The organism is Methylosoma difficile, assembly GCF_054657615.1.
Map to the genome: position 1 here is coordinate 234,023 of NZ_BAAHYJ010000004.1, position 22,901 is coordinate 256,923.

The following is a 22,901-nucleotide window of genomic DNA, read 5'->3' on the forward strand; positions in this document are numbered from 1 at the left end:
TGCGCTTTTTTGTTCATACCGTTCAAACCTTTCTAGGCAAGTTGGCAGATAATCCTGCAACGTCTATGATGTGGCGCAGATCACCGAACTCCCACGCCATTTTAGGAAAACAGCTATGACCACGCGCGGCCCTTGGAAAATTCTGACCGAAAAACTGGTCCACGAAACACCGTGGATACGCATAGACCACCACGACGTCATCACCCCCACCGGCACTAACGGCATCTACACCACGGTCGATTTTAAAAATTGGGCCATCGGCATCGTGCCGATTGATGACGAAGGTTATACCTACATCGTTGGGCAATATCGCTTTCCCCTACAAGAATACAGCTGGGAAATCCCAGAAGGCGGCGGCAGCAAGGCCGCTACGTTGCTAGCTTCGGCGCAGCGTGAACTGCTTGAAGAAACCGGCATTAGCGCCGAACACTGGCAGATGATTTACGAATTCCATACCAGCAACTCCATTACCAATGAACGCGCTTACATTTTTGTCGCGACAGACCTCAGCTTTGGCGAATCCGAACCCGAAGAAACCGAAGAACTGGAAGTCCGGCGCATCCCCTTCGCGGAATTGGTGGACAAGGTTTATAACAATGAAGTCAAAGACAGCCTGACGGTGGTTGGCGTGTTAATGGCTGTCCATTGGCTGAAGAAAAACCAACATCCTTTGCTTGCCATCGTTAATCTGTAAACTTTCTTGCCACGGGTAACGGCAATTGCCCAAGCACCCGCACGACACCCTACCCCATCCATGCGAATTATCTTAGGAATTGAATACAACGGCAGCCACTACCACGGCTGGCAAGCACAAGCCCATGCCAACAGCATCCAACAAACTTTAGAGCGGGCGCTCAGTAAGATTGCCGCCCATCCCCTACAAGTGCAATGCGCGGGGCGCACCGATGCCGGCGTACATGCACTGGAGCAAATCATCCATTTCGATACCGAGGCCGAACGCCCTATGCAAGCCTGGCTACTGGGCGGCAACAGCCATTTGCCGGATGACGTGCGCATTTTATGGGCGCAACCGGCAATTGGCGATTTCCACGCCCGCTATAGCGCCATCGCCCGCTTTTACCGTTATGTCATCTGTAATCGCCCCATCAAATCGGCTTTGCTTTACCAACAAAGCACCTGGTGCTACCCGCCTTTAGATGCCGAAAAAATGCACCAAGCCGCGCAACACCTGATTGGCGAACACGATTTCACCTCGTTCCGCGCACAAAGCTGCGAATCGAAAAGCCCAAACCGGCTAATGCATTTCATTGAAGTGTACCGGCAAGGCGATCAAGTCATCATGGACATTTCCGCCAACGCCTTTTTGCACCACATGGTCAGAAACATTGCCGGCGTGCTGATGGAAGTCGGTTCGGGAAAACAACCGACGGATTGGACAAGCCATTTGCTCGCCGTCAAAGACCGCAAACAAGCCGCCCGTACCGCACCGCCTGAAGGCTTGTATCTGGGCGGCGTTTGCTATCCTGCCCATTATGGCTTAAACACCCATCCCATTTTTGCCAAACTGCCCAGAGACGCGAAACGTTTTGATTAACAAGCGGCAGCAAGCCCCAAACCCTTTGAAATCGTAAGCGCACGCTTTTTGCGGTTTGCAATCGTACAAATATCAAGTAGATTACTTTTTTGCCTGCAATCACCCAACACTTATGAACCATTACCTCGCATTCCAAATTCACGGCGGCGCTGACCACGGCGGCGGCCTCATCGAAACCCTTTCCACCCTACTGGCCTTTTTTGAGGGTATCAGCACCCAAGGCTCCGGCGGCGCATTCCAAGCACTCCTGCCCGGAATCGCGGGCATGGACAATATCCACCCGTTACTGGTGCATTTTCCTATTGCCTTCCTCTGTGCATTTTTTGCAGTCGATGCATTAGGCACATGGGCGAAAAATCCGCATTGGCGGCAACTCGCCAGCGGCTTGCTGTATTTGGGTACTATCGGCGCTGCCTTTACCGTTTTAGCGGGTTTTATCGCCGCCGATTCAGTCGCCCACGGCGACAACGTCCACGCCATCATGGAGCGGCACGAACAACTGGGCATTTCGGTATTGTCACTTTCAGCAGGCTTATCGGCTTGGCGGTTACGGCGGGGCATCGCCGAAGGTGCAGCCAACGTCTTCTTCCTGATCTTATCGGCCTTGCTGTGTACCATTTTGGCTTTCGGTGCTGACTTAGGCGGATTGATGGTTTACCACTACGGTGTGTCGGTTAAACCAACAGCCAGCCTAGACAGCCAACCGATGCCTGAACACGAGCATCATCACCATCATGACCACGAAGCCATACCAGAGCATTCACATTAATTTTGTTAAGCCGTTAACACTAAAGTAAGCCATTTATTTTGGTGAGCTAAAACCTTACTCAAGCGCCAGCAATTGATTTTGTTACATCCATAAAATTTTTTGCCCTGATTTGTGTTAACCTAATGCGTTTGATTTTTTAAAGAATTGTCCTAGCCACTTTATGCGAACTCGCGTTAAAATTTGCGGTTTTACCCGTACCGAGGATGCGGTAGCAGCCGCACGCTTGGGTGCAGATGCCATCGGTTTGGTGTTTTACCCGCCCAGCCCGCGTCATATCGACATTGCCCAAGCCGCCAATATCGTCAACGCCCTGCCCGCTTTTACCACCGTGGTGGGTTTGTTTGTGGATGCCGAAGCAGCGCAGATACGCGAAGTGCTGGCAAAAGTGCCGATTGATTGTTTGCAGTTCCACGGCGACGAAACGCCGGAACAATGCCGCTTGTATGGCAAACGCTACATCAAAGCCATTCGTATGCGGGAAGGCACAGACGTCCACCAGCTGGCACGCGATTATCATGATGCAGATGGTTTGTTGCTAGATGCTTACCATCCAAATGCCAAGGGCGGCACGGGCAACCAATTTGATTGGGCATTGATCCCAAACGATTGCGCGTTGCCGATTATTCTGGCGGGCGGTTTGGATGCCGACAACGCCCAGCAAGCCGTAAAAGCGGTCAAGCCTTATGCGCTGGATGTCAGCAGCGGCGTAGAAGCTGAAAAAGGTATTAAAGATGCGCAAAAAATGCGTGCGTTTTTAAAGGAAGTTACTCAAGGGGATACAATAATAATATGACAGAAAAATACACCATGCCCGATGAACGCGGACATTTTGGCCCTTACGGCGGAATGTTCGTTGCTGAAACCCTGATTCCACCGATTCAGGAACTGAACGCCGCTTACCAACGTTATTTGGACGATCCTGACTTTATCGCCGAACTTGACCGCGATATGCAATATTATGTCGGTCGACCTTCGCCTTTGTACCATGCCGAACGCTGGAGCCGCGAATTAGGCGGCGCACAGATTTATCTCAAACGTGAAGACCTTAACCACACGGGTTCGCACAAAATCAACAACACCATCGGTCAAGCTCTACTGGCGAAACGGATGGGCAAAACTCGCATCATCGCCGAGACTGGGGCAGGCCAACATGGCGTGGCTACCGCTACCGTCGCCGCGCGTTTGGGTTTGGAATGCGTGGTTTACATGGGCGCCGTCGATGTCGCGCGGCAATCCTTAAACGTTTACCGCATGAAATTGCTGGGTGCAAAAGTTGTCGCCGTCGAATCTGGCTCAAAAACCCTGAAAGATGCGCTCAACGAAGCCTTGCGTGATTGGGTAACTAACGTCGATAACACCTTCTACATCATCGGTACCGTCGCAGGCCCACACCCCTACCCTGCCATGGTGCGAGATTTCCAATCGATTATCGGTCGTGAATCCAAACAACAATGCTTGGATGCCACAGGACGTTTACCAGATGCCTTAGTCGCTTGCGTTGGCGGTGGCTCTAACGCTATCGGCTTGTTCTATCCGTTTATCGACGATAAATCAGTCGCCATGTATGGTGTTGAAGCTGCGGGTGATGGTATCGAAACAGGTCGCCACTCGGCGCCGTTATCCGCAGGCCGCCCTGGCGTACTACACGGCAACCGCACTTACTTAATGGCGGATGACGATGGCGAAATCATCGAAACCCATTCCATTTCCGCAGGCTTAGATTACCCCGGCGTAGGCCCAGAGCATTCTTGGCTGAAAGACACGGGGCGCGCCAACTATGTCAGCATTACCGACAACGAAGCCCTAGACGGTTTCTACGCGCTGACCCGTATGGAAGGCATCATTCCTGCACTGGAATCCAGCCACGCGATGGCTTATGCGATGAAACTTGCACCGACCATGAGCCAAGATGAAATCATGATTATCAATTTGTCCGGTCGTGGCGACAAAGACATGCAAACCATGGCAAGACGTGAAGGAATAGAACTGTGAGCCGATTAGCCAAAACTTTTGAAACTTTAAGCCAAACAGGCCGCAAAGCCTTAGTGCCATTCATCACGGCGGGCGACCCTTACCCAGAATTTACCGTGCCGATGATGCACGCGATGGTCGAAGCCGGTGTTGATGTCATCGAATTAGGCGTACCGTTTTCAGACCCTATGGCGGATGGCCCGGTCATACAACGTGCCAGTGAACGTGCTTTGGCGCACAAAATGAGCTTACGCCGCACCTTGGCGGTAGCGATGGAATTCCGCCGTACCAACCAACATACCCCTGTTGTGCTAATGGGATATTTAAACCCGATTGAAGCGATGGGCTATGAAGAATTTGCCAACGCCGCCGCCCGTGCTGAGGTGGATGGCGTATTAACCGTCGATTTGCCACCTGAAGAAGGCGAACAATGTGCAGCCTTTTTGAAAGCCCGTGACATCGACTCCATCTTTTTGCTGGCACCGAACAGTAGCGCTGAACGAATTCAAAAAATGGACGCTGTCGGTAGCGGCTATTTGTATTATGTGTCGCTAAAAGGTGTAACTGGTGCAGGCCACTTAAATATAGAAGATGTCAAAACCAAGCTTGAAGAATTGCGCGCCAACACCGGCTTGCCTGTCGCTATCGGTTTCGGCGTGAAAGATGCTGAAACCGCCAAAATGATTTCCGATTTAGGCGATGGCGTCGTTGTCGGTAGCGCCTTAATCAGCAAAATCGAAGCGAATCTGGATAGCCCTGAACAAGCCAAAAAAGAAATTATTGAATTGTTAGCATCCATGCGCCAAGCAATGGACAACGGAGTTTAAAATGAGTTGGTTAGAAAAACTGCGCCCTGCTTTCATCAAAACGGATGCCAGCGTCAAAAAAGCCACTGTGCCGGAAGGCTTGTGGAACAAGTGCGATGACTGCAATGCCATTTTGTACAATTCCGAGCTGGAAAAAAACCACAGCGTCTGCCCAAAATGCGACCACCACATGCGCATTTCTGCCCGCACACGTTTGGACTTGTTTTTGGATGAAGGGGATCGTTTAGAAATCGGTAAAAACATCAAACCAACTGATCCGCTGAAATTTAAAGACACTAAAAAATACAAAGACCGTCTGCTCGCCGCGCAAAAGCAAACCAAAGAAACCGATGCCTTAATCGTCATGAAAGGCCAGCTGCATGGTCAAGATGTTGTCGTTGCTGCTTTTGATTTTAGCTTTATGGGCGGCTCTATGGGTTCGGTTGTTGGCGAACGCTTTGTACGTGGTGTCAACAAAAGCCTAGAATTGGGTATTCCGTTCATCGTCTTCACTGCCAGTGGCGGTGCGCGTATGCAAGAATCCTTGTTCTCTTTGTTTCAAATGGCAAAAACCAGCGCGGCCTTAACCAAACTATCGGACAACGGCATTCCGTTCATTTCCATTTTGACCGACCCGACCATGGGTGGTGTTTCAGCCAGTTTGGCTATGCTCGGTGATATTAATGTCGCCGAACCGAATGCCTTAATCGGCTTTGCGGGACCTCGCGTTATCGAGCAAACCGTGCGCGAAAAACTACCGGAAGGCTTCCAACGCAGTGAGTTTTTACAAGAACACGGTGCAGTGGACATGATTATCGACCGTCGTGACATGCGGGAAAAAATCGCTGATATTTTGGCAATGCTGACTGCCGGTAAACGTTTGGCTATTCCAGCCGCAGAAACAACTGTCCTTGACGAACCGACTTTAACCAACTAAGCAATGCATTTTGATACCCTGCAAGGTTGGCTAAGCTGGCAAGAAACCCTGCATCCTTTAGCCATCGACTTAGGACTAGACCGCGTTGAAGCGGTTTATTCCAAGTTAAATCCACAGCGTACCAAACCAGTGACAGTTACTGTCGCCGGTACAAATGGCAAAGGTTCTTGTGTCGCTTATTTGGAAGCCATTTACCGCCAGCAAGGGTATCGAGTCGGCGCCTATACTTCGCCGCATATTCTTAAATATAACGAGCGCATCAAAATTAACGGCGAGCAGGTCAGTGATGACTTGATTTGTGAGGCCTTCTCGCGTATTGAAGCGGTTCGCGGTGACATCTCGCTAAGCTATTTTGAATTCGGCACCTTGGCGGCTTTAGATATTTTTAGCCGCAGTGGCCTGGACATCCAAATATTGGAAGTCGGCCTTGGTGGTCGCCTGGATGCTGTCAACATTGTCGATGCCGACGCTGCCATTATCGCCAGCATTGGTATCGACCACATCAATTGGCTTGGCAACAACAGGGAATCAATTGGTCGTGAAAAAGCCGGTGTTTTCCGTCCCCACACACCCGCCATAGTGGGGGATCCGCAACCGCCGGAATCTGTTTTGGCTGTCATTGCAGAAAAACAGGCCGATGCATTGCTGATTGATAAAGATTTCAGCTACCAACAAGAACAGGGCTACTGGCAATGGATCGGGCAAGGGCAACAACTTGTACAACTGCCCGAACCCTCGCTCAAAGGCGAACATCAATACCGTAACGCTGCCAGCGCGCTGTGTGCAATAATGCAATTGCAAAGCCACTTGCCGGTATCCGAAACAGCTATAAAAAGCGGCCTGATGCAGACGCAATTGCCGGGACGTTTCCAGCTAATTACCAATCAAGGCATTCCCGTGTTGCTGGATGTTGGACACAATCCTGAAGCTATCAGCACTTTGGCAGAATATCTGCAAACACATTTTCCAAACCGTAAAATTCACGCCGTTTTTTCGATGATGAAAGACAAAGACATCGCCGGCGTGGTGGAAATTATCAGTCCGCTCATTGAAGATTGGTATTTTGTGCCGCTCAACAATCCACGGGCGGCCTCTGAAGACTTGATGCGTGAGATTTTTTTACAAACGTCTACGCTCAAGGTATCCTTTGGTTTCAACGGCTTTGCCGAGGCGTTCCAAGCTGCAAAAAAACGGGCGCAACCCGAAGACCTGCTGCTGGTTTTCGGTTCTTTCTTTTTAATATCTGAATGCCTCCATGAATTTGAACAAGGTGAGTTGACTAAATGATGACACAAGAGTTAAAACAACGAATAATTGGCGCAATCGTCGTGACCGCTCTGGCAGCAATCTTTGTCCCCATGCTGTTTGATGACCCCATTGATAACAGCGGACAATCGGTAAGCGAATTGGCAATCCCGGAAAATCAGGTGGATGTGGTCGAAGAAGAAAGTCCTCTCCCTAATCGTGCGGAAGATGTCGTTAAAATGCCGGAAGGCACAAACCCAAACACACTGACAGCCGATAGCATCAACAAAGCGTCACCGGACTTGCAAGCACCTGCCGATGGCGGCCTTGAACCTGACCAATTGCCTGGCGAAGAAGACTTCGGCGGCGAAGAGCCATCCGATGGTCTTGATACCGGCGAAGTGGAAGAAACACCCAGCAAACCCGTTATTGCCATCCACAAGCCTAGCGAACTCAAACCCAACACAGCAGCTGCAAACAAACCCAAACCTGCCCCTGCCGTCAAAGCACCCGCTGTTGCAACCGCAACACCAGCCTTAAAACCGATCAGCAAAAAACCAGCCACAGACAATCAACATTGGACAGTTCAGGCAGGAAGTTTCAGCAAAAAGGAAAATGCCCAAGCCATGTTTGAATCACTCAAAAAACAAGGCATCGCTGTTACCTTAGAAAGCAAAGATTCGCTGTACCGTCTAAAAGCGGGTTCTGGTTTGGACAAAAAACGCGCTTTAGCCATAAAAGCAAAACTGGACCAATTAAAAATACCTAATATGCTCTTGCCTGAGTAATGCTGGACAATCCCCCTGTAATAAACCTGGATACGTTGATCTGGATTGATTACACCATAATAGTGTTAATCGCCATTTACGCATTATCAGGTTTACTGCGTGGTTTTGGCCTCGTGTGTTTTTCTGTCGTCTGCTGGCTGATAGCCATTATGGTGGGTTTATTTTTTTGTGGGGATTGCGCTTTCGTACTTACCCCCCATATCAGTAATCCATCCGCCCGAATTGCCGCTGCTTTTGTACTGCTATTTTTATGTTCATTAATAGTCGGTCTGGTTGTCCGTTTATTGCTGGGTGAATGGATAAATAACCTACAACCCTCTTTTTTAAGCCGTATCGGCGGGTTGCTTTTGGGTATTGGCCACGGTTTGGTTGCTGTCAATTTGGTCATTGTTTTAGCGGGCTTATCGGCATTGCCGAGTTCACCGTGGTGGGGCAATTCCAAACTGATCCCGCCTTTTCAGGCCGTTGCCATTTGGTTAAACAACAATTTTCCATCAGAATTGGCAAAATTTGCCCATTTTCATTAACTATTTTAAAAGGCTAATTTATACATGTGCGGTATTGCTGCAATTGTTTCCCATCAAGCGGTTAATCAGGAACTCTATGACGCCCTGACCGTCCTGCAACATCGCGGTCAAGATGCGGCGGGTATCGTCACCTGCGAAAACGGTCGTTTGCATTTACGTAAAGACACGGGGCTGACCCGTGACGTGTTCACCAACGTGCAAATGATGAAACTGCGCGGCAATATGGGGATTGCCCATGTCCGTTACCCAACTGCCGGCTGCACCAGTTCAGCAGAAGCACAACCTTTCTATGTGAATTCGCCTTTTGGCCTGACTTTAGCCCACAACGGCAATCTGACCAATACTGAAGAACTGAAAGAAGCCTTGTTTATCCAAGACTTGCGCCACATCAACACCGATTCCGACTCAGAAGTCCTGCTCAACGTATTCGCCCACGAACTTCAAAGCTTAGGCAAATTGCACCTTAACGTTAATGATGTCTTCGAAGCCGTTAAAGGTGTGCATCGCCGTTGCCGGGGCGCTTATGCCGTCGTGGTGATGATTGCGGGCTTTGGCATTTTAGGTTTCCGCGATCCGCATGGCATCCGTCCCGTGGTGTTCGGACAGCGCGATAGCGAAGAGGGCCCAGAATTTATGATCGCCTCCGAAAGCGTGGCCTTGGACGTGTTGGGCTTTAAACTGATCCGCGACATCGCGCCAGGCGAAGCCATTTTTATTGAAGAATCCGGTGCCTTGCACAGCCAGCAATGTGCGGAAACCATCGACCATTGCCCTTGCATTTTCGAATACGTCTACTTTGCCCGCCCCGATTCCATCATCGACAACATCTCGGTTTACAAAGCCCGTATCCGTATGGGCAAAAAACTCGCCGAAAAAGTGCTGCGCGAATGGCCCGACTACGACATTGATGTCGTCATCCCCATCCCAGATACCAGCCGGACAGCAGCGTTGGAAATGGCCAACATCCTAGGCGTAAAATTCCGCGAAGGCTTTATGAAGAACCGCTATATTGGCCGCACTTTTATTATGCCCGGTCAAAAAATGCGCGAAAAATCAGTAAGGCAAAAGCTCAACGCCATCGGGCTTGAGTTTGAAGGCAAAAACGTTTTGCTGGTGGATGACTCGGTCGTGCGTGGTACAACATCCGAACAAATTATCCAAATGGCACGCGATGCCGGTGCCAAAAAAGTCTACTTCGCTTCGGCTGCGCCGCCAGTACGTTATCCCAACGTTTACGGCATTGACATGCCCGCCGCACACGAGCTGATTGCCCACAACCGCACTGAAGACGAAGTCTGTACGGCTATCGGTGCTGACCGTCTGATTTACCAAGATTTGGATGATTTAATAGCTGCCGTCGGCAAAGGCAACCCTGAAATCACCCATTTTGACACCTCGTGTTTCAGCCGCGAATACATCACGGGCGACATCGATGTGAACTATTTGGAACGTATCGAAGCCTTGCGCAACGATGCAGCACAATCAGGCCGCAATTCCGAAAACTTCATCATCGAAATGCAAAATTGCGATTAGCCACCCTATAGCCCAGCTTGCCAAACACCATGAACGATACCGACTGGAACAATTACGCCCTAGAAACCCAAGCCATTCGCGCAGGACACCGGCGTACCCACGAAGACGAACACAGCTTGCCGATTTTTACCACCTCAAGCTATGTGTTCAAGAATGCCGAAGATGCCGCTTTGCGTTTTACCGGCAAAATACCCGGCAATATCTACTCGCGCTTCACCAACCCAACCGTCAATGCCTTCCAACAACGCTTGGCGCTAATGGAAAAAGGTGAACGCTGCTTGGCTTTCGCCTCCGGCATGGCAGCGATTATGGCGGTCGGCATGGGGCTGTTGAAAGCAGGCGACCATGTGGTGTGTTCACGGGGCGTCTTTGGCAATACTGTTTTGCTGTTCCAAAATTATTTCGGCAAATTTGGTGTAGAAACGGATTTTGTCGATTTGGTCGACATCACCGCTTGGCAAGCCGCCATCAAACCGAACACACGTTTTTTGTTTTTGGAAACACCGTCCAATCCATTAACGGACATCGCCGATATTGCCGCTTTGGCAGACCTGGCGCATCAGCACGGTAGCCTGTTGATTGTCGACAACTGTTTTTGCACACCGGTGTTACAAAAACCGTTGGAATTAGGTGCAGACATCGTCATCCATTCCGCCACCAAATACATCGACGGGCAAGGCCGGTGCGTAGGTGGTGCGGTCGTTGCCAGTGATGAAATCATCGAAAAACACATCTACCCTTACTTACGTACGGGCGGCGCAACAATGAGCCCTTTCAACGCTTGGATATTCCTTGCCGGCTTAGAAACTTTATCGCTGCGAATGAAAGCCCATTGCGACAATGCCTTCGCACTTGCCCAATGGTTGGAACAGCAAGCTGGCGTGGCTAAAGTCTATTACCCAGGCTTAGCATCGCACGGACAACACGAACTTGCCAAACGCCAACAAAGCCATTTTGGCGGCATTGTCAGTTTTGAGTTGGAAGGCGGTAAAGACCATGCTTGGCGGTTAATTGACGCCACCGAAATGATTTCCATCACCGCCAATTTGGGTGACATAAAAACCACCATCACCCATCCAGCCACCACCACCCACGGCAGATTGTCACCCGAAGCACGCGCAGCAGCGGGCATTAAAGAGGGTTTGGTGCGAATTTCAGTGGGCTTGGAAAACATTGACGACATTAAAAAGGATCTTCTCAAAGGTTTGTAAAAAATCATGATGATCGATGAGCCAAGCTCGGCATCAAATGCTAAAAACATTGCGTTAGGCAAATTTAGATCGTCGTTTTTTTCAACAGCCCCCAAACCCCAGCCAGCCTATACGGTACGGGAAGAACAAGTATCAGAAGCGTTTTATTATTTTTTTAGCAACCAATTCGAAAAAATATCCAAACAACATAGCCATGCTGTAAAAAAATATTTTCCGCATCCCTTTACCGCTTGGCTAAAACCACCGCAATTTCCCGCCCAAACAACCTTGCTCAGCCCTGAACAGGCGCTCAATTTTCCAAGCTTGGCACATTGCCGCCCTTACCTTGGCCAGCTGCTCGACCATTGCCTTTCCGAACAATTGCCGGTTAGCCTCGTCGAAAGCGCTGCCCAACAACAGCTTAGCCTGCCTAGCCCTTATTCTGCTGGACTCGCCTACTGTAATGAAAGTTATGAGGTTGGCTTAGGTATAAATTGCCTGCGCTTTACCGATGCCCAACAATCGTTTTTTTTAATTCAGCGCATATCTTCTGCCGACGGCTTATATTTTCCGATGGAAAACTTAGCCATTTGCTTTTGCTATTTTCAAATCAAACACATTCACCAACTCCAGCAGCACCTAATTAAGCATTTTTCCGAAGCCATCAATTACGCCAGTACGCCAAATAAATTTGCCGGCATTATTGCCTCACACGTCCGCCCTGCGCATTTTTTTTATGATATTTGGCCTGCTATCTTAAAAATTTACAATAAGCCCTTTGTTTTTAACCAAATAGAAAAAATTATCACCCGCAGAAACCAAGACTACCTTGACCTGAACGTAGTCTTGGGAACTGAAAAAGCAAGCATTCAAGATAGCCCGCAAATTAATAAGGCGGTTTTGTCACAACATCAAATACTGATCCATGTTGGCGTACACAGAAACAATTACCCGCACTTCCACCACTATGAATCTGCCGACCAGTTTTTAGTCGAAAGGGCCATCCGTTCGCCATCAAGCAAAGCCAGCGCCTTGGAGGAAAAAATACTACACAGCTACCCTATCGTTTGGATCGGTGTGGAAGGGCAAAAACGTTGCTGGTTAGAACAGGTTGAAGGCTATGCGTATATCCTTAATAACCTAAGCCAACGCTATCCCAAATTGGCGGTAATTTTTGACGGCTGGACATTACCCTTAACCGCATCCGCCAAATCGATTAAGGAAGCACAAAAAGACAGTTTGATTGCCGAAAAAATTATCAAGCAATTGACAACAACAATCACCCACATCTCCGTTATAGGCTGCGATAGCCATACCAAGCTATTGATTGGCAAGCACCTTCATTTTTTTATCACCAACTACACATCAGGCTCGCTGCATGTATCGCGCCTTTTGGGCAAACCGGGTTTTTGTCACGCTAGCAATCAACTGACTGAATTGTCGCTAAAAAATGCCGATCAGCTACACCCCAACAACCAAGTTTATTTAGTACCCAAAAACCTTGTCCAGGATAAAAACGAAGAAAACATCATAAGACATCGACGCACTGAACCGCTTAATGCCAGCAGCAAACCAGGCAGCACCAGCTATTCCATCAATAAGCGAGATTTTTACCATTTTATCGAAACAAAATTAGCTAAAGTCCTTGAAGACCAAGCACCGCCACAACAGCGCATTTTTATGGAAACCCCTTGGTCAATTGACGAGTCATTTAGAGATCATTTAAAAATGGCAACAAACGGTAAGTGCATCACCGTTTATCCATCTCACGCCATTAAATCCTTAAATGATCTTGCTGATTTTGGATCCGATTATCTGCGGCGCCACATTATTTATGGAAACTTTGCTTTTGGTTGTCATCACCAACTGCACATACAGCAGGCACAATATCTTATTTGGCTAGCAGAACCTATAAAAAGAACCTACCTAAATATTATTCAATTACAAAAAATAGCCGAAAACAAAGGCAAATTCTGCAATTTGGAGGCCATTATCGACGAAGGCCATCCTTGCTTGGATAATTTTTATACGCGCCGCATTTCCGGCATGGATCCACCTTTTGGCGAATGTAGTGAAGCCATGCTCAACAAAGCGATAGAACATTTAAAAAATCATTTTATTTTTATTGGCATAGACGAAAAACACGATTGTAGCATCCGTCATTTAGCTGCCATTTTAGATGTGGATCCTTCGCTATTTACCGAAAAACCGCTATCCGTTAGTGAAATTGACATAAACGCCAGCCATCTTAAAATTTATAACCTAAACATTTTCGATCTTCAGCTTTACAACACGGCTGTATCATTTTTTAAATAAGCCGTTCTCTTACAAAACAATATTTATGACCTCCATTAACCGAATTATTGGGCAAAGTAACCCGGGCTTTGAAATGCTGACCACCTTTAAAATAACTAATTTTATAAAAAACTTATCTAAAGAACAGATATTTACTGAAACCCAAGACAAAGCCATTGAAGCGTTATTTTGCTTTTTTACCAATCAAATGGATAAACTGGAGCAAGACCATTTTGATGCCGTTAATGCTTGCTTTTCCAAATTGGAGAGCAAAAATAACCTGTTAACGTTTAACCTCACAACCGTTATGCATGTCAATGCCTCAATCGATTATTCAAAAATAAGGGGTACACAAAAATATTTACCTGCCTTGATAAGACTGTGCAAATCCCAAAATTTTGCCTTGGAGCTTGCCCAACAGGCCAGCAACGTCGGGAAATTGTCTTTACCCAGCCCTTTTTCCAAAAACAGGGCGGAATGCCAAGAAAGCTACGAATCGCAAGGTGGTATGAACAGCTTAAGATTTACCGACGGCAACCAGTCTTTTTTCTTAATACAGCACGTCAGTTCAAATGATGCCTTGTACTTCCCTCTGCAAAATGTCCTCCTGATAATAAGCCATATTACTGCGCCACGTATTAATAGGTTGCGTGCTACATTAACCGAACAATTCCCTGCTGTCGTCAACTATGCCGCCAACACCAACAAGCCATTTGGCGGCATTGTCTGTTCCCACTTACGCCCAGCCCACTATTTTTACGAAAATTGGCCACCTTTATACCAACTGTATAGCAATCCCGAAATCTATCCCAATATTCCCCATTTCATCACCCGAAAGCCTTACGATTACAGCGACCTCCGCCAAGTTTTTCCTGACCGCTCAACCTCGGCATTAAATACTGATGAAATCAACGAATTTGCCTTTAATGAAGAACAATGGTTTCTTCACCTCGGCACCAACCGAACACTGAGAAACAGCAATTACGACTACTACTTTGCCAATCGTTTTCTGGTTGATAAAGTCCTGCAATCGCCTTCAACAACAGCACAAAACTTGGCAGCCCCTCTCGCAGAACGATTCCCGATCGTCTGGATAGGTGTTGAAAGCCAAAAACGCTGTTGGCTAGAACAAGTAGAGGGTTACAGTTATATAATTAACCAACTCGCCGAGAGCTACCCTGATCTCGCCGTTGTTATTGATGGCTGGACATTACCTGTATCACCGCTTGACGAAGCAATACCCGAAGTTGAAGAAGACCTGCTTTTGGCACAAGCCATCCAGAAAAAACTCAAGCCCAACATTGGTGTCATCAGCACTATTGGCGAAAATAGCCACACTAAAATTGTCATCGGCAGCAAAATTAATTTTTTCATTAGCAATTTTGCATCCGGCTCATTACATGTTTCCCTGCTATTAGGAAAACCCGGTTTCGCCCATCTCAACACCAAACTGACCAAAATCACCCTGGAATCAGGCATTCAAATTCACCCCAACAAAAATGTCTATTTGCTACCCAACCAGTATATACAAGACACGATACCCAAGGGCGAGCGGCTGAAAAATTGGCTAAATAAAAACTTCGGGCTATTCAAATCCCCTGCAAAACCACACACCGACCCATTTGGCGTTATTAGCTATTCCATTGATAAAAAGAAGTTTTATCAATTTATTGAAAGCAAACTAGAGAAGGTACTTAATAACCCCCAGCCACCTAAGCAAAGGATTTTTACAGAAATTCCAGGGACAATCGAGCCAAAGATACGAACACAGCTTAAGCAAGCAACACACGGAAATCTCTTAATGATGTTCCCAACAATGGGAATAAAAAACATTGGTGAAATCGCCAATATCCTCCCTGAATACCGGCAGCGGCACTTGATCTACGGAAACCTTATTTTTGGTTGCCACAAACAAATCGACCTTGAAGCTGCACACTACTTAATATGGCTTGCCCGCCCCATCAAACGCACCTACTTACACGCCGAGCTTTTACACAAACATGCTATAGAAGAAGGTAATTTCAATACACTGGAGCAATTGTTTGACGAAAAGCCCAAGACGTTGGACAACCTTTACACACGCCGAATTTCTGGCATGGATCCACCGTTTGGCGAATGTACCGAAGCCATGCTTACAAAAGCTATCGAAAACCTAAAAAACCATTTTATTTTTATCGGTATCGATGAACAACACAGTGACAGCCTAGACAGGCTTTGCGGAAAACTAGATCTCGACAGATCGTTATTTTCCACCGCTGAAAGTGAGTTTGACGAATCGAGTATCCCTCAACCCATACTTAAAAAACTTCGGTTACTTAACCAATTCGACTCTCAACTTTATTCAACAGCCTCCAACATTGTTTTGCACCAGAAAAACAAAAATAACGCACCAGATTAGTTCAGTTTAAACAAAATAAAGGATCTACGAAGTGTAACTCCACCCCTTAGAAGTAAATACTTGCAACTAAAAAAAATAAATTATTGAATATAATAGATTATTTATTTTAAAGGTCTTTTTTTAACATTTAGGCATGGCTATTGCTTGAATGGTCTTAGAACTCCAACGCTGGAGTAAACAGTTATAGTTCAACGGTGAACTTAACCGACAAAGACGTCTCACCCAACATGCCTAGGCATGTTGGGGAGGCGTTTTTTTTTGCCCTGAACATTTGCAAAACCCCTAGAGGTGTTTATGAAACCCACATTAGTCGTCATCGGAAACGGCATGGTCGGCCAAAACTTCTTGGCTGGACTGGTCGCCAGCCCTGCCGCAGCCGATTACCACATCGTCACTTTCTGCGAAGAATCGCGCCCTGCTTATGATCGCGTGCATTTGTCGGAATTTTTCTCCGGCAAAACAGCTAAAGATTTATCGCTAGTTGAAGATGGATTTTTTGAGCAGCACAACATCACCCTGCATTTAGACGACCGCGCCGCCAGCATTGACCGCGACGCAAAAACCGTCACTTCATCAAAAGGGGTAACCGTCCATTACGACAAACTGGTGCTGGCGACAGGCTCGTACCCGTTCGTGCCGCCTGTTCCTGGTCATGACCGCGACAATTGCTTGGTTTACCGCACCATTGAAGACTTGGAAGCCATGACCGCCGCTGCTAAAACCGGAAAAATCGGCGTTGTTGTTGGTGGTGGTTTGTTAGGTTTGGAAGCGGCGAAAGCTCTGAAAGACTTAGGTTTAGAAACCCACGTCGTTGAATTCGCACCTCGTTTGATGGCTGTGCAGATTGACGAAGGCGGCGGCGCGGTGTTGCGGCGCAAAATTGAAGCCTTGGGCGTGACCGTGCACACCAACAAAAACACCACGCAGATTGTGGACGGCGACTCGTGCGTGAACAAAATGTGTTTTGCCGATGGCGAAGAACTGGAAACTGACGTCGTGCTGTTCTCGGCAGGTATCCGCCCGCGTGACGACATTGCCCGCGACTGCGGTTTGGACATCGGCCAACGCGGCGGCATCGTCATCAATAACCAATGCCAAACGTCTGACCCCGATATTTACGCGATTGGTGAATGCGCGTTGTGGAACGGCATGATTTTCGGTCTGGTCGCGCCAGGTTATGCAATGGCGCGTACCGTGATTGCGGAATTGACAGGCGGCGAAGCTCACTTTACTGGCGCGGACATGAGCACCAAACTGAAACTCATGGGCGTGGATGTCGCCAGTATCGGCGATGCCCATGCCCGCACTCAAGGCGCGTTGGTCTACCACTACCAAAACGGTGCGAGCGAAGTTTATAAACGCTTGGTCGTCAGCCCCGACAACAAACGCTTGCTGGGCGCGGTGCTGGTCGGTGATGCCGCCGAATACGGCACGTTGTTGCAATACTGCCAAAACGGCATTGAATTGCCGGAAAACCCCGAATCGCTGATTTTGCCGCGCTTATCCGGCGAACCCGCAGGTTTAGGCCCCGATGCCCTGCCCGCTTCCGCGCAAATCTGCTCTTGCTACGATGTCAGCAAAGGCGCGATTTGCGATGCGGTCGCCGCAGGTTGCACCACCGTCAACGCTTTGAAAGCTGAAACCAAAGCCGGAACAGGTTGCGGCGGCTGCGTACCGTTATTGAAATCGGTATTAAATTGCGAACTTGCCAAACACGGCTATGAGGTCAACACCGATATTTGCGAACATTTCGCTTACACCCGTCAAGATTTGTACAACCTGATCCGCATCGGCGAAATCAAAACCTTTGCCGAATTGCTAGCCAAACACGGCAAAGGCCACGGCTGCGAGATTTGTAAACCTGCCGTTGGTTCGATTTTGGCCTCGCATTGGAATGATTACATCCTCAAGCAGGAGCATTTAGGCCTGCAAGACACCAACGACACCTTCCTCGCCAATATGCAAAAAGATGGCACGTATTCGGTCGTGCCGCGCATAGCGGGCGGTGAAATCACGCCTGATGGTTTGATCGCCATCGGACAAGTCGGCAAAAAATACAATCTCTACACCAAAATCACAGGCGGTCAGCGCATTGATTTGTTCGGTGCCCGTTTAGAGCAATTGCCAGCGATTTGGCAGGAATTGGTGGATGCCGGTTTTGAAACCGGACACGCCTACGGCAAAGCCCTACGCACGGTGAAATCCTGTGTCGGCAGTGTTTGGTGCCGCTACGGGGTTGATGATTCGGTCGGCCTCGCCATTGAATTGGAGAACCGCTACAAAGGCTTACGCGCCCCCCACAAAATCAAATTTGGCGTGTCCGGTTGCACCCGCGAATGCGCCGAAGCGCAAGGCAAAGATGTCGGCGTGATTGCCACAGAAAATGGCTGGAGCTTGTACGTCTGCGGCAATGGCGGCATGAAACCACGCCATGCGGATTTGTTCGCTACTGGCTTGGATAAAGCAACTCTCATCAAATACATCGACCGCTTCCTGATTTTCTACGTCCGCACCGCCGACCGCCTGCAACGCACCTCGGTGTGGGTGGAAAACATGGAAGGCGGCTTGGATTATCTGAAATCCGTAGTCATTGATGACAAGCTCGGTTTAAGCGAGGAATTGGAAGCGCAAATGGCGCGGGTGGTCGACACCTACCAATGCGAATGGAAGACCACCATCGAGAACGAAGATAAATTGAAACGCTTCCGCCAATTCGTCAACAGCGATTTGCCTGACGACAACATTGTGTTCGTGGAAGAACGCGGACAAATCCGTCCTGCCAATGAAGATGAACGCAAACATTTCAAAATTCTGGAGGTGGCGTGATGGTGGGTTTATCAATCGTAACCCGTTGGAGTAAAAAAACATGTTTTTTTATTCCAGAAAAATCATTTAAAGAGGTGGCGTAATGGCTTGGTTGGATGTGTGTTCGGTAACTGATTTGCAACCTAATTCCGGTGTCTGCGCGTTAGTGCAAGGCCAGCAAGTCGCGGTATTTTATTTTGCTGATACTAAGGAAGCTTATGCCATCAGTAATTTCGATCCGTTCGGGCAAGCCAATGTGCTGTCACGTGGGCTGATTGGCGACATTAACGGACAGCCCATCGTGGCCTCACCTTTATATAAGCAACACTTCAATTTGGAAACGGGTGTGTGCTTGGAAGATGAAACCATGAAAATTCCGGCTTATCCGGTACGTGTTGTTGATGGTAACGTCCAGATCGACATTGGCTAGCGCAGATAAAACAAAGGTATTGATGTGAAACAAAAATTAGTCGTCATCGGTAACGGTATGGCGGGCATGCGTACCGTCGAAGAATTGCTGGCAATCGTGCCGGACAAATACGAAATCACCGTATTTGGGGCAGAACCCTACGGCAACTACAACCGTATTTTGTTGTCGTCGGTTTTGGCTGGCGAAAAATCCATAGAAGACATTGTCATCAATGATCGGCCTTGGTACGCCAGCAATGGCATCAAACTTTATGCAGGTAACGAAAAAGCCATAAAGCGCATCGAACGCGGCAGTCACACCGTGCATTCCCGTGATGGCACCAGCGCCGAATATGACCGGTTACTGATTGCCACGGGTTCCAAGCCAGTCATACCCCCCCTTCCGGGCAGCCAGTTGCAAGGCGTTATCAGCTTCCGCGATATTGTCGATGTCAACACCATGCTTGCCTACAGCAAAAGCCACAAAAAGGCCGTGGTGCTGGGAGGGGGGTTACTGGGTTTGGAAGCTGCCAATGGCTTGGCGTTGCGCGGCATGGACGTGACGGTCATCCACAACAATGAAGTGTTGTTGAACCGGCAAATGGACAAACAAGCCGGTACGATGCTGCGCGCCGAACTGGAACAGCGTGGCATCCAATTTAAAATGCCCGCCAATACTGAAAGCCTGGTCAGTGACGACAACAATCATATCTGCGCCGTCCGCTTCGAAGATGGCAGCGAGTTGCCTTGCGATTTATTTGTCATGGCGATTGGCGTTAAACCCAATATGGCTTTGGCGCAAGACGCCGGTTTGTATTGCGAGCGCGGCATTGTCGTCAATGATGTCTTGCAAACTTACGACCCTTGCGTCTATGCAGTCGGCGAATGCATACAACATCGCGGCCTAACCTTTGGCTTAGTCGCACCTCTGTTTGAGCAGGCCAAAGTTTGCGCCAATTATTTAAGTGGACTACGCACTACCGAATACATGACCTTGCCGACCGCCACGAAATTAAAAGTCACCGGCATCAATCTGTTTTCCGTAGGTGACTTTATGGGTGACGAAGAATCCGAACGCATTCACTTTACCGACGCCGGTGTGGGCGTTTACAAAAAATTGGTTGTCAAAAACAACAAGCTCAAGGGCGCAGTTCTGTATGGCGATACGGCGGATGGGGCTTGGTACCAAAGTTTGTTGGAGCAAGACTTGGATATTGCCGATATACGTAAAAACATGATTTTCGGTCAGCACTACGCCAGCCAACAACATCCTTAACCCTTACCGCAGACTTCGCACACAGGAGTTAACCATGCAGCCGCTTTATGATCTCTCAGCGCTAAAAAAACCGACCAATGTCAGCATTAATGCCGATTTGCTGAAAAAAGCCAAAGCCTTGGACATTAATTTCTCATCCGCCTTAGAGCAAAAGCTGGTCGACCTTATCAAAGAAAAACAAATCGCCGAATGGCTGAGCAGCAACCAGGCAGCCATTGCCCACTACAACCGGCACATTGAAGAAAAGGGCTTGTTTGCTGATGGTTTACGGAGTTTTTGATGGCACAGTTCGATGTTTTCCGTAACAGCAATCCGCATAGCCAAGCCCATTTCCCTTATCTGCTAGAAGTACAAAGCAACTTATTGGTCGATTTAGCCAGTACAATGGTGGTGCCGTTATGTCTTGAAAGCGTACAAAGGCACTTGAGCATTACCCACTTAACCCCTGTTTTTAAAATAAAAGCAGATACTTATCTAATGATGACCCCGCAACTTACCGGTATGTACCGGAAAGAACTAGGCGAGTTTGTACTTAACATGGGCCGGCAACAAAATACAATCGCCGATGCGTTGGATATTTTGCTGAAGGGCATTTGAAACAAACGGCTTTCGGCAGCCCTTTTGTTGGGTTTCCCCGCCAAAAGCAGGCGCCGCGCGAACTGCCGCAGATGTTGGCGGCTCTCCCGAACGACAGAACGGGTTTGCCTGGCTGCCCATCTTAAACGACCGTGGCCGTTAAACCTATTTTCACTCAAAAACTACAAAAATTGAGCCGTAACAGCAACGGCACCCCCTTTTAAACACCGGGAACTTCATGCAAACGCAACGTTTTAACCTTTTTTCATTCAGCGGCCCATACAAGATATTGCATCTCAGCTGGCTGGCATTTTTCATCACTTTTGTCGTCTGGTTCAACCATGCGCCTATGATGATGGCGATTGCCAAAACCTTGGGCATGAGCAAAGACCAAGTGAAAACCATCCTGATCCTTAACGTTGCCCTGACCATTCCCGCGCGTATCGCCATCGGCATATTGGTGGACAAATTTGGCCCCAAACACACCTATTCCACCTTATTGGCCTTGGGTAGCCTGCCTTGCTTTATGTTCGCTTTTGCGCAAAGTTTTGAACAATTGGCTTTGGCGCGGTTTTTATCGGGCTTTATCGGTGCCGGATTTGTGATTGGCATCCGCATGGTCGGCGAATGGTTTCCGGCACGGCAAGTGGGTTTGGCGGAAGGCATTTACGGCGGCTGGGGCAATTTTGGCTCGGCAGCGGCGGCAGGCTTGTTGCCCACATTAGCCTTGGTGTTTGGTGGTGACGAAGGCTGGCGTTATGCCATTGCCTGCACCGGTGCCGTGTCGCTGCTGTATTCGGCGGTTTATTTTTTCAGCGTTAGCGACACGCCCAAAGGCTCCACCTACTTTAAGCCTAAAAAAGCCGGTGCGATGGAAGTGACCAGCATGGCGGATTTATGGTTTTATGTGCTGATGACCTTGCCTTTGTACGCCACGTTAACGCTGCTGACGTGGAAACTGTCGTCATCCGCTGCCGCCAATTTATTGTCAATACCGGTTGCTGTTGCCATCTATGCCGGCATTTGGTTGCTGTACGGCTACAACGTCTACAAAATCATCCAAGTTAACCGCGAACATTTGCAGCAACCGGTTGAAGCCATCCATCGTTACAAATTCAAACAAGTCGCGATTTTAGATTTGGCGTACTTCATCACCTTTGGCTCGGAATTGGCGGTGGTGTCGATGTTGCCTATGTTCTTTTATGACGTGTTCCATGAATCACAAGGGGTCACGACCGTACAAGCCGGTTTGTTGGGCGGTAGCTTTGCGTTCATCAACTTGGTTGCAAGACCAGTTGGCGGCTTAATCAGCGACAAATTTGGCCGTAAATTATCGTTAAGCGTGTTCATCTTGGGTTTGGCGGCGGGTTATTTCGCCATGTCAATGATTAGCCCAGAATGGCCGATTGTATTTGCCGTGCTGTTGACGATGGCTTGCTCGTGGTTCGTATCTTGCGGCTGCGGCGCGGTTTACGCCATTGTGCCGCTCATCAAACGCCGCATGACCGGACAAATCGCCGGAATGGTGGGCGCTTACGGCAATGTCGGCGGCGTGTTGTTTTTGACTATATTATCGTTTGTGCAACCGCATGAGTTTTTTGTCATCATCGCCGCCATCGCCTTGCTGATTTTAATCGCCGTGCAATTTATTGATGAGCCGAAGGGGCATATGGCGGAAGTGCAAGACGATGGCACCGTGGAGATGATTGAATTGGATTAATAAAAGCTAAAGGCTAAAGGCTAAAGGCTAAAGGCTAAAGGCTAAAGGCTAAAGGCTAAAGGCTAAAGGCTAAAGGCTAAAGGCTAAAAAGTTTGGCTTTTA

Annotated in this window: 20 protein-coding genes; all 20 read left to right on the forward strand. The window is 48.4% G+C overall.

Annotated features, from left to right (window positions below; all coding sequences use genetic code 11):
* The first annotated feature begins 115 nt into the window (after window positions 1-115).
* The 20 genes from ACYQ1O_RS12780 (at window position 116) to ACYQ1O_RS12875 (ending at window position 22,799) form a co-directional block, all read left to right on the forward strand.
* Window positions 116-694: an NUDIX domain-containing protein gene (locus ACYQ1O_RS12780; protein ID WP_459992183.1), complete on the forward strand. Its 579-nt coding sequence runs from the start codon at window positions 116-118 to the stop codon at window positions 692-694.
* A 60-nt stretch (window positions 695-754) separates the two neighbouring features.
* Entirely contained in the window at window positions 755-1,555 is an 801-nt protein-coding gene (gene truA / locus ACYQ1O_RS12785; RefSeq protein ID WP_459992185.1) for a tRNA pseudouridine(38-40) synthase TruA, read from the forward strand.
* A gap of 112 nt (window positions 1,556-1,667) precedes the next feature.
* Window positions 1,668-2,324: a DUF2231 domain-containing protein gene (locus ACYQ1O_RS12790; protein ID WP_459992186.1), complete on the forward strand. Its 657-nt coding sequence runs from the start codon at window positions 1,668-1,670 to the stop codon at window positions 2,322-2,324.
* 160 nt (window positions 2,325-2,484) lie between these two features.
* Window positions 2,485-3,117, forward strand: coding sequence for a phosphoribosylanthranilate isomerase (locus ACYQ1O_RS12795; RefSeq protein ID WP_459992188.1), 633 nt, complete (start codon window positions 2,485-2,487; stop codon window positions 3,115-3,117).
* Window positions 3,114-4,316 (forward strand): tryptophan synthase subunit beta, encoded by a 1,203-nt coding sequence (gene trpB, locus ACYQ1O_RS12800; protein ID WP_459992190.1) that lies wholly within the window; start codon window positions 3,114-3,116, stop codon window positions 4,314-4,316. The genes ACYQ1O_RS12795 and trpB overlap by 4 nt, the downstream gene beginning before the upstream one ends.
* Window positions 4,313-5,122 (forward strand): tryptophan synthase subunit alpha, encoded by an 810-nt coding sequence (trpA, locus tag ACYQ1O_RS12805; RefSeq protein ID WP_459992191.1) that lies wholly within the window; start codon window positions 4,313-4,315, stop codon window positions 5,120-5,122. The genes trpB and trpA overlap by 4 nt, the downstream gene beginning before the upstream one ends.
* A 1-nt stretch (window position 5,123) precedes the next feature.
* A complete protein-coding gene (accD, locus tag ACYQ1O_RS12810; protein ID WP_459992193.1) occupies window positions 5,124-6,038 on the forward strand; it encodes an acetyl-CoA carboxylase, carboxyltransferase subunit beta in 915 nt (304 codons plus the stop codon).
* Between the two features lie 3 nt (window positions 6,039-6,041).
* Window positions 6,042-7,325 carry a bifunctional tetrahydrofolate synthase/dihydrofolate synthase gene (folC, locus tag ACYQ1O_RS12815; RefSeq protein ID WP_459992195.1) on the forward strand — a complete coding sequence of 428 codons (1,284 nt, stop codon included), beginning with the start codon at window positions 6,042-6,044 and terminating at the stop codon, window positions 7,323-7,325.
* Entirely contained in the window at window positions 7,322-8,071 is a 750-nt protein-coding gene (locus ACYQ1O_RS12820) for an SPOR domain-containing protein (protein ID WP_459992197.1), read from the forward strand. The genes folC and ACYQ1O_RS12820 overlap by 4 nt, the downstream gene beginning before the upstream one ends.
* Window positions 8,071-8,598 carry a CvpA family protein gene (locus tag ACYQ1O_RS12825; RefSeq protein ID WP_459992199.1) on the forward strand — a complete coding sequence of 176 codons (528 nt, stop codon included), beginning with the start codon at window positions 8,071-8,073 and terminating at the stop codon, window positions 8,596-8,598. The genes ACYQ1O_RS12820 and ACYQ1O_RS12825 overlap by 1 nt, the downstream gene beginning before the upstream one ends.
* Window positions 8,599-8,622: 24 nt before the next feature.
* Window positions 8,623-10,131, forward strand: a complete 1,509-nt coding sequence (purF, locus tag ACYQ1O_RS12830; RefSeq protein ID WP_459992201.1) for an amidophosphoribosyltransferase — start codon at window positions 8,623-8,625, stop codon at window positions 10,129-10,131.
* A 29-nt stretch (window positions 10,132-10,160) separates the two neighbouring features.
* On the forward strand, window positions 10,161-11,342 hold the full coding sequence (locus tag ACYQ1O_RS12835) for an O-succinylhomoserine sulfhydrylase (protein WP_459992202.1): 1,182 nt from the start codon (window positions 10,161-10,163) through the stop codon (window positions 11,340-11,342).
* A gap of 6 nt (window positions 11,343-11,348) precedes the next feature.
* A complete protein-coding gene (locus tag ACYQ1O_RS12840) occupies window positions 11,349-13,637 on the forward strand; it encodes a hypothetical protein (RefSeq protein ID WP_459992204.1) in 2,289 nt (762 codons plus the stop codon).
* 25 nt (window positions 13,638-13,662) lie between these two features.
* Entirely contained in the window at window positions 13,663-16,014 is a 2,352-nt protein-coding gene (locus tag ACYQ1O_RS12845; protein ID WP_459992205.1) for a hypothetical protein, read from the forward strand.
* Window positions 16,015-16,308: 294 nt separating this feature from the next.
* Window positions 16,309-18,840, forward strand: a complete 2,532-nt coding sequence (gene nirB, locus ACYQ1O_RS12850) for a nitrite reductase large subunit NirB (protein WP_459992206.1) — start codon at window positions 16,309-16,311, stop codon at window positions 18,838-18,840.
* Between the two features lie 82 nt (window positions 18,841-18,922).
* Window positions 18,923-19,249, forward strand: a complete 327-nt coding sequence (gene nirD, locus ACYQ1O_RS12855; RefSeq protein ID WP_459992208.1) for a nitrite reductase small subunit NirD — start codon at window positions 18,923-18,925, stop codon at window positions 19,247-19,249.
* 24 nt (window positions 19,250-19,273) lie between these two features.
* Window positions 19,274-20,503 (forward strand): NAD(P)/FAD-dependent oxidoreductase, encoded by a 1,230-nt coding sequence (locus ACYQ1O_RS12860; protein ID WP_459992209.1) that lies wholly within the window; start codon window positions 19,274-19,276, stop codon window positions 20,501-20,503.
* Window positions 20,504-20,537: 34 nt separating this feature from the next.
* Window positions 20,538-20,783, forward strand: a complete 246-nt coding sequence (locus tag ACYQ1O_RS12865; protein WP_459992211.1) for a type II toxin-antitoxin system CcdA family antitoxin — start codon at window positions 20,538-20,540, stop codon at window positions 20,781-20,783.
* Window positions 20,783-21,100: a CcdB family protein gene (locus ACYQ1O_RS12870; protein ID WP_459992212.1), complete on the forward strand. Its 318-nt coding sequence runs from the start codon at window positions 20,783-20,785 to the stop codon at window positions 21,098-21,100. The genes ACYQ1O_RS12865 and ACYQ1O_RS12870 overlap by 1 nt, the downstream gene beginning before the upstream one ends.
* Before the next feature lie 217 nt (window positions 21,101-21,317).
* Window positions 21,318-22,799: a NarK family nitrate/nitrite MFS transporter gene (locus ACYQ1O_RS12875; protein ID WP_459992214.1), complete on the forward strand. Its 1,482-nt coding sequence runs from the start codon at window positions 21,318-21,320 to the stop codon at window positions 22,797-22,799.
* Window positions 22,800-22,901: the final 102 nt, after the last annotated feature.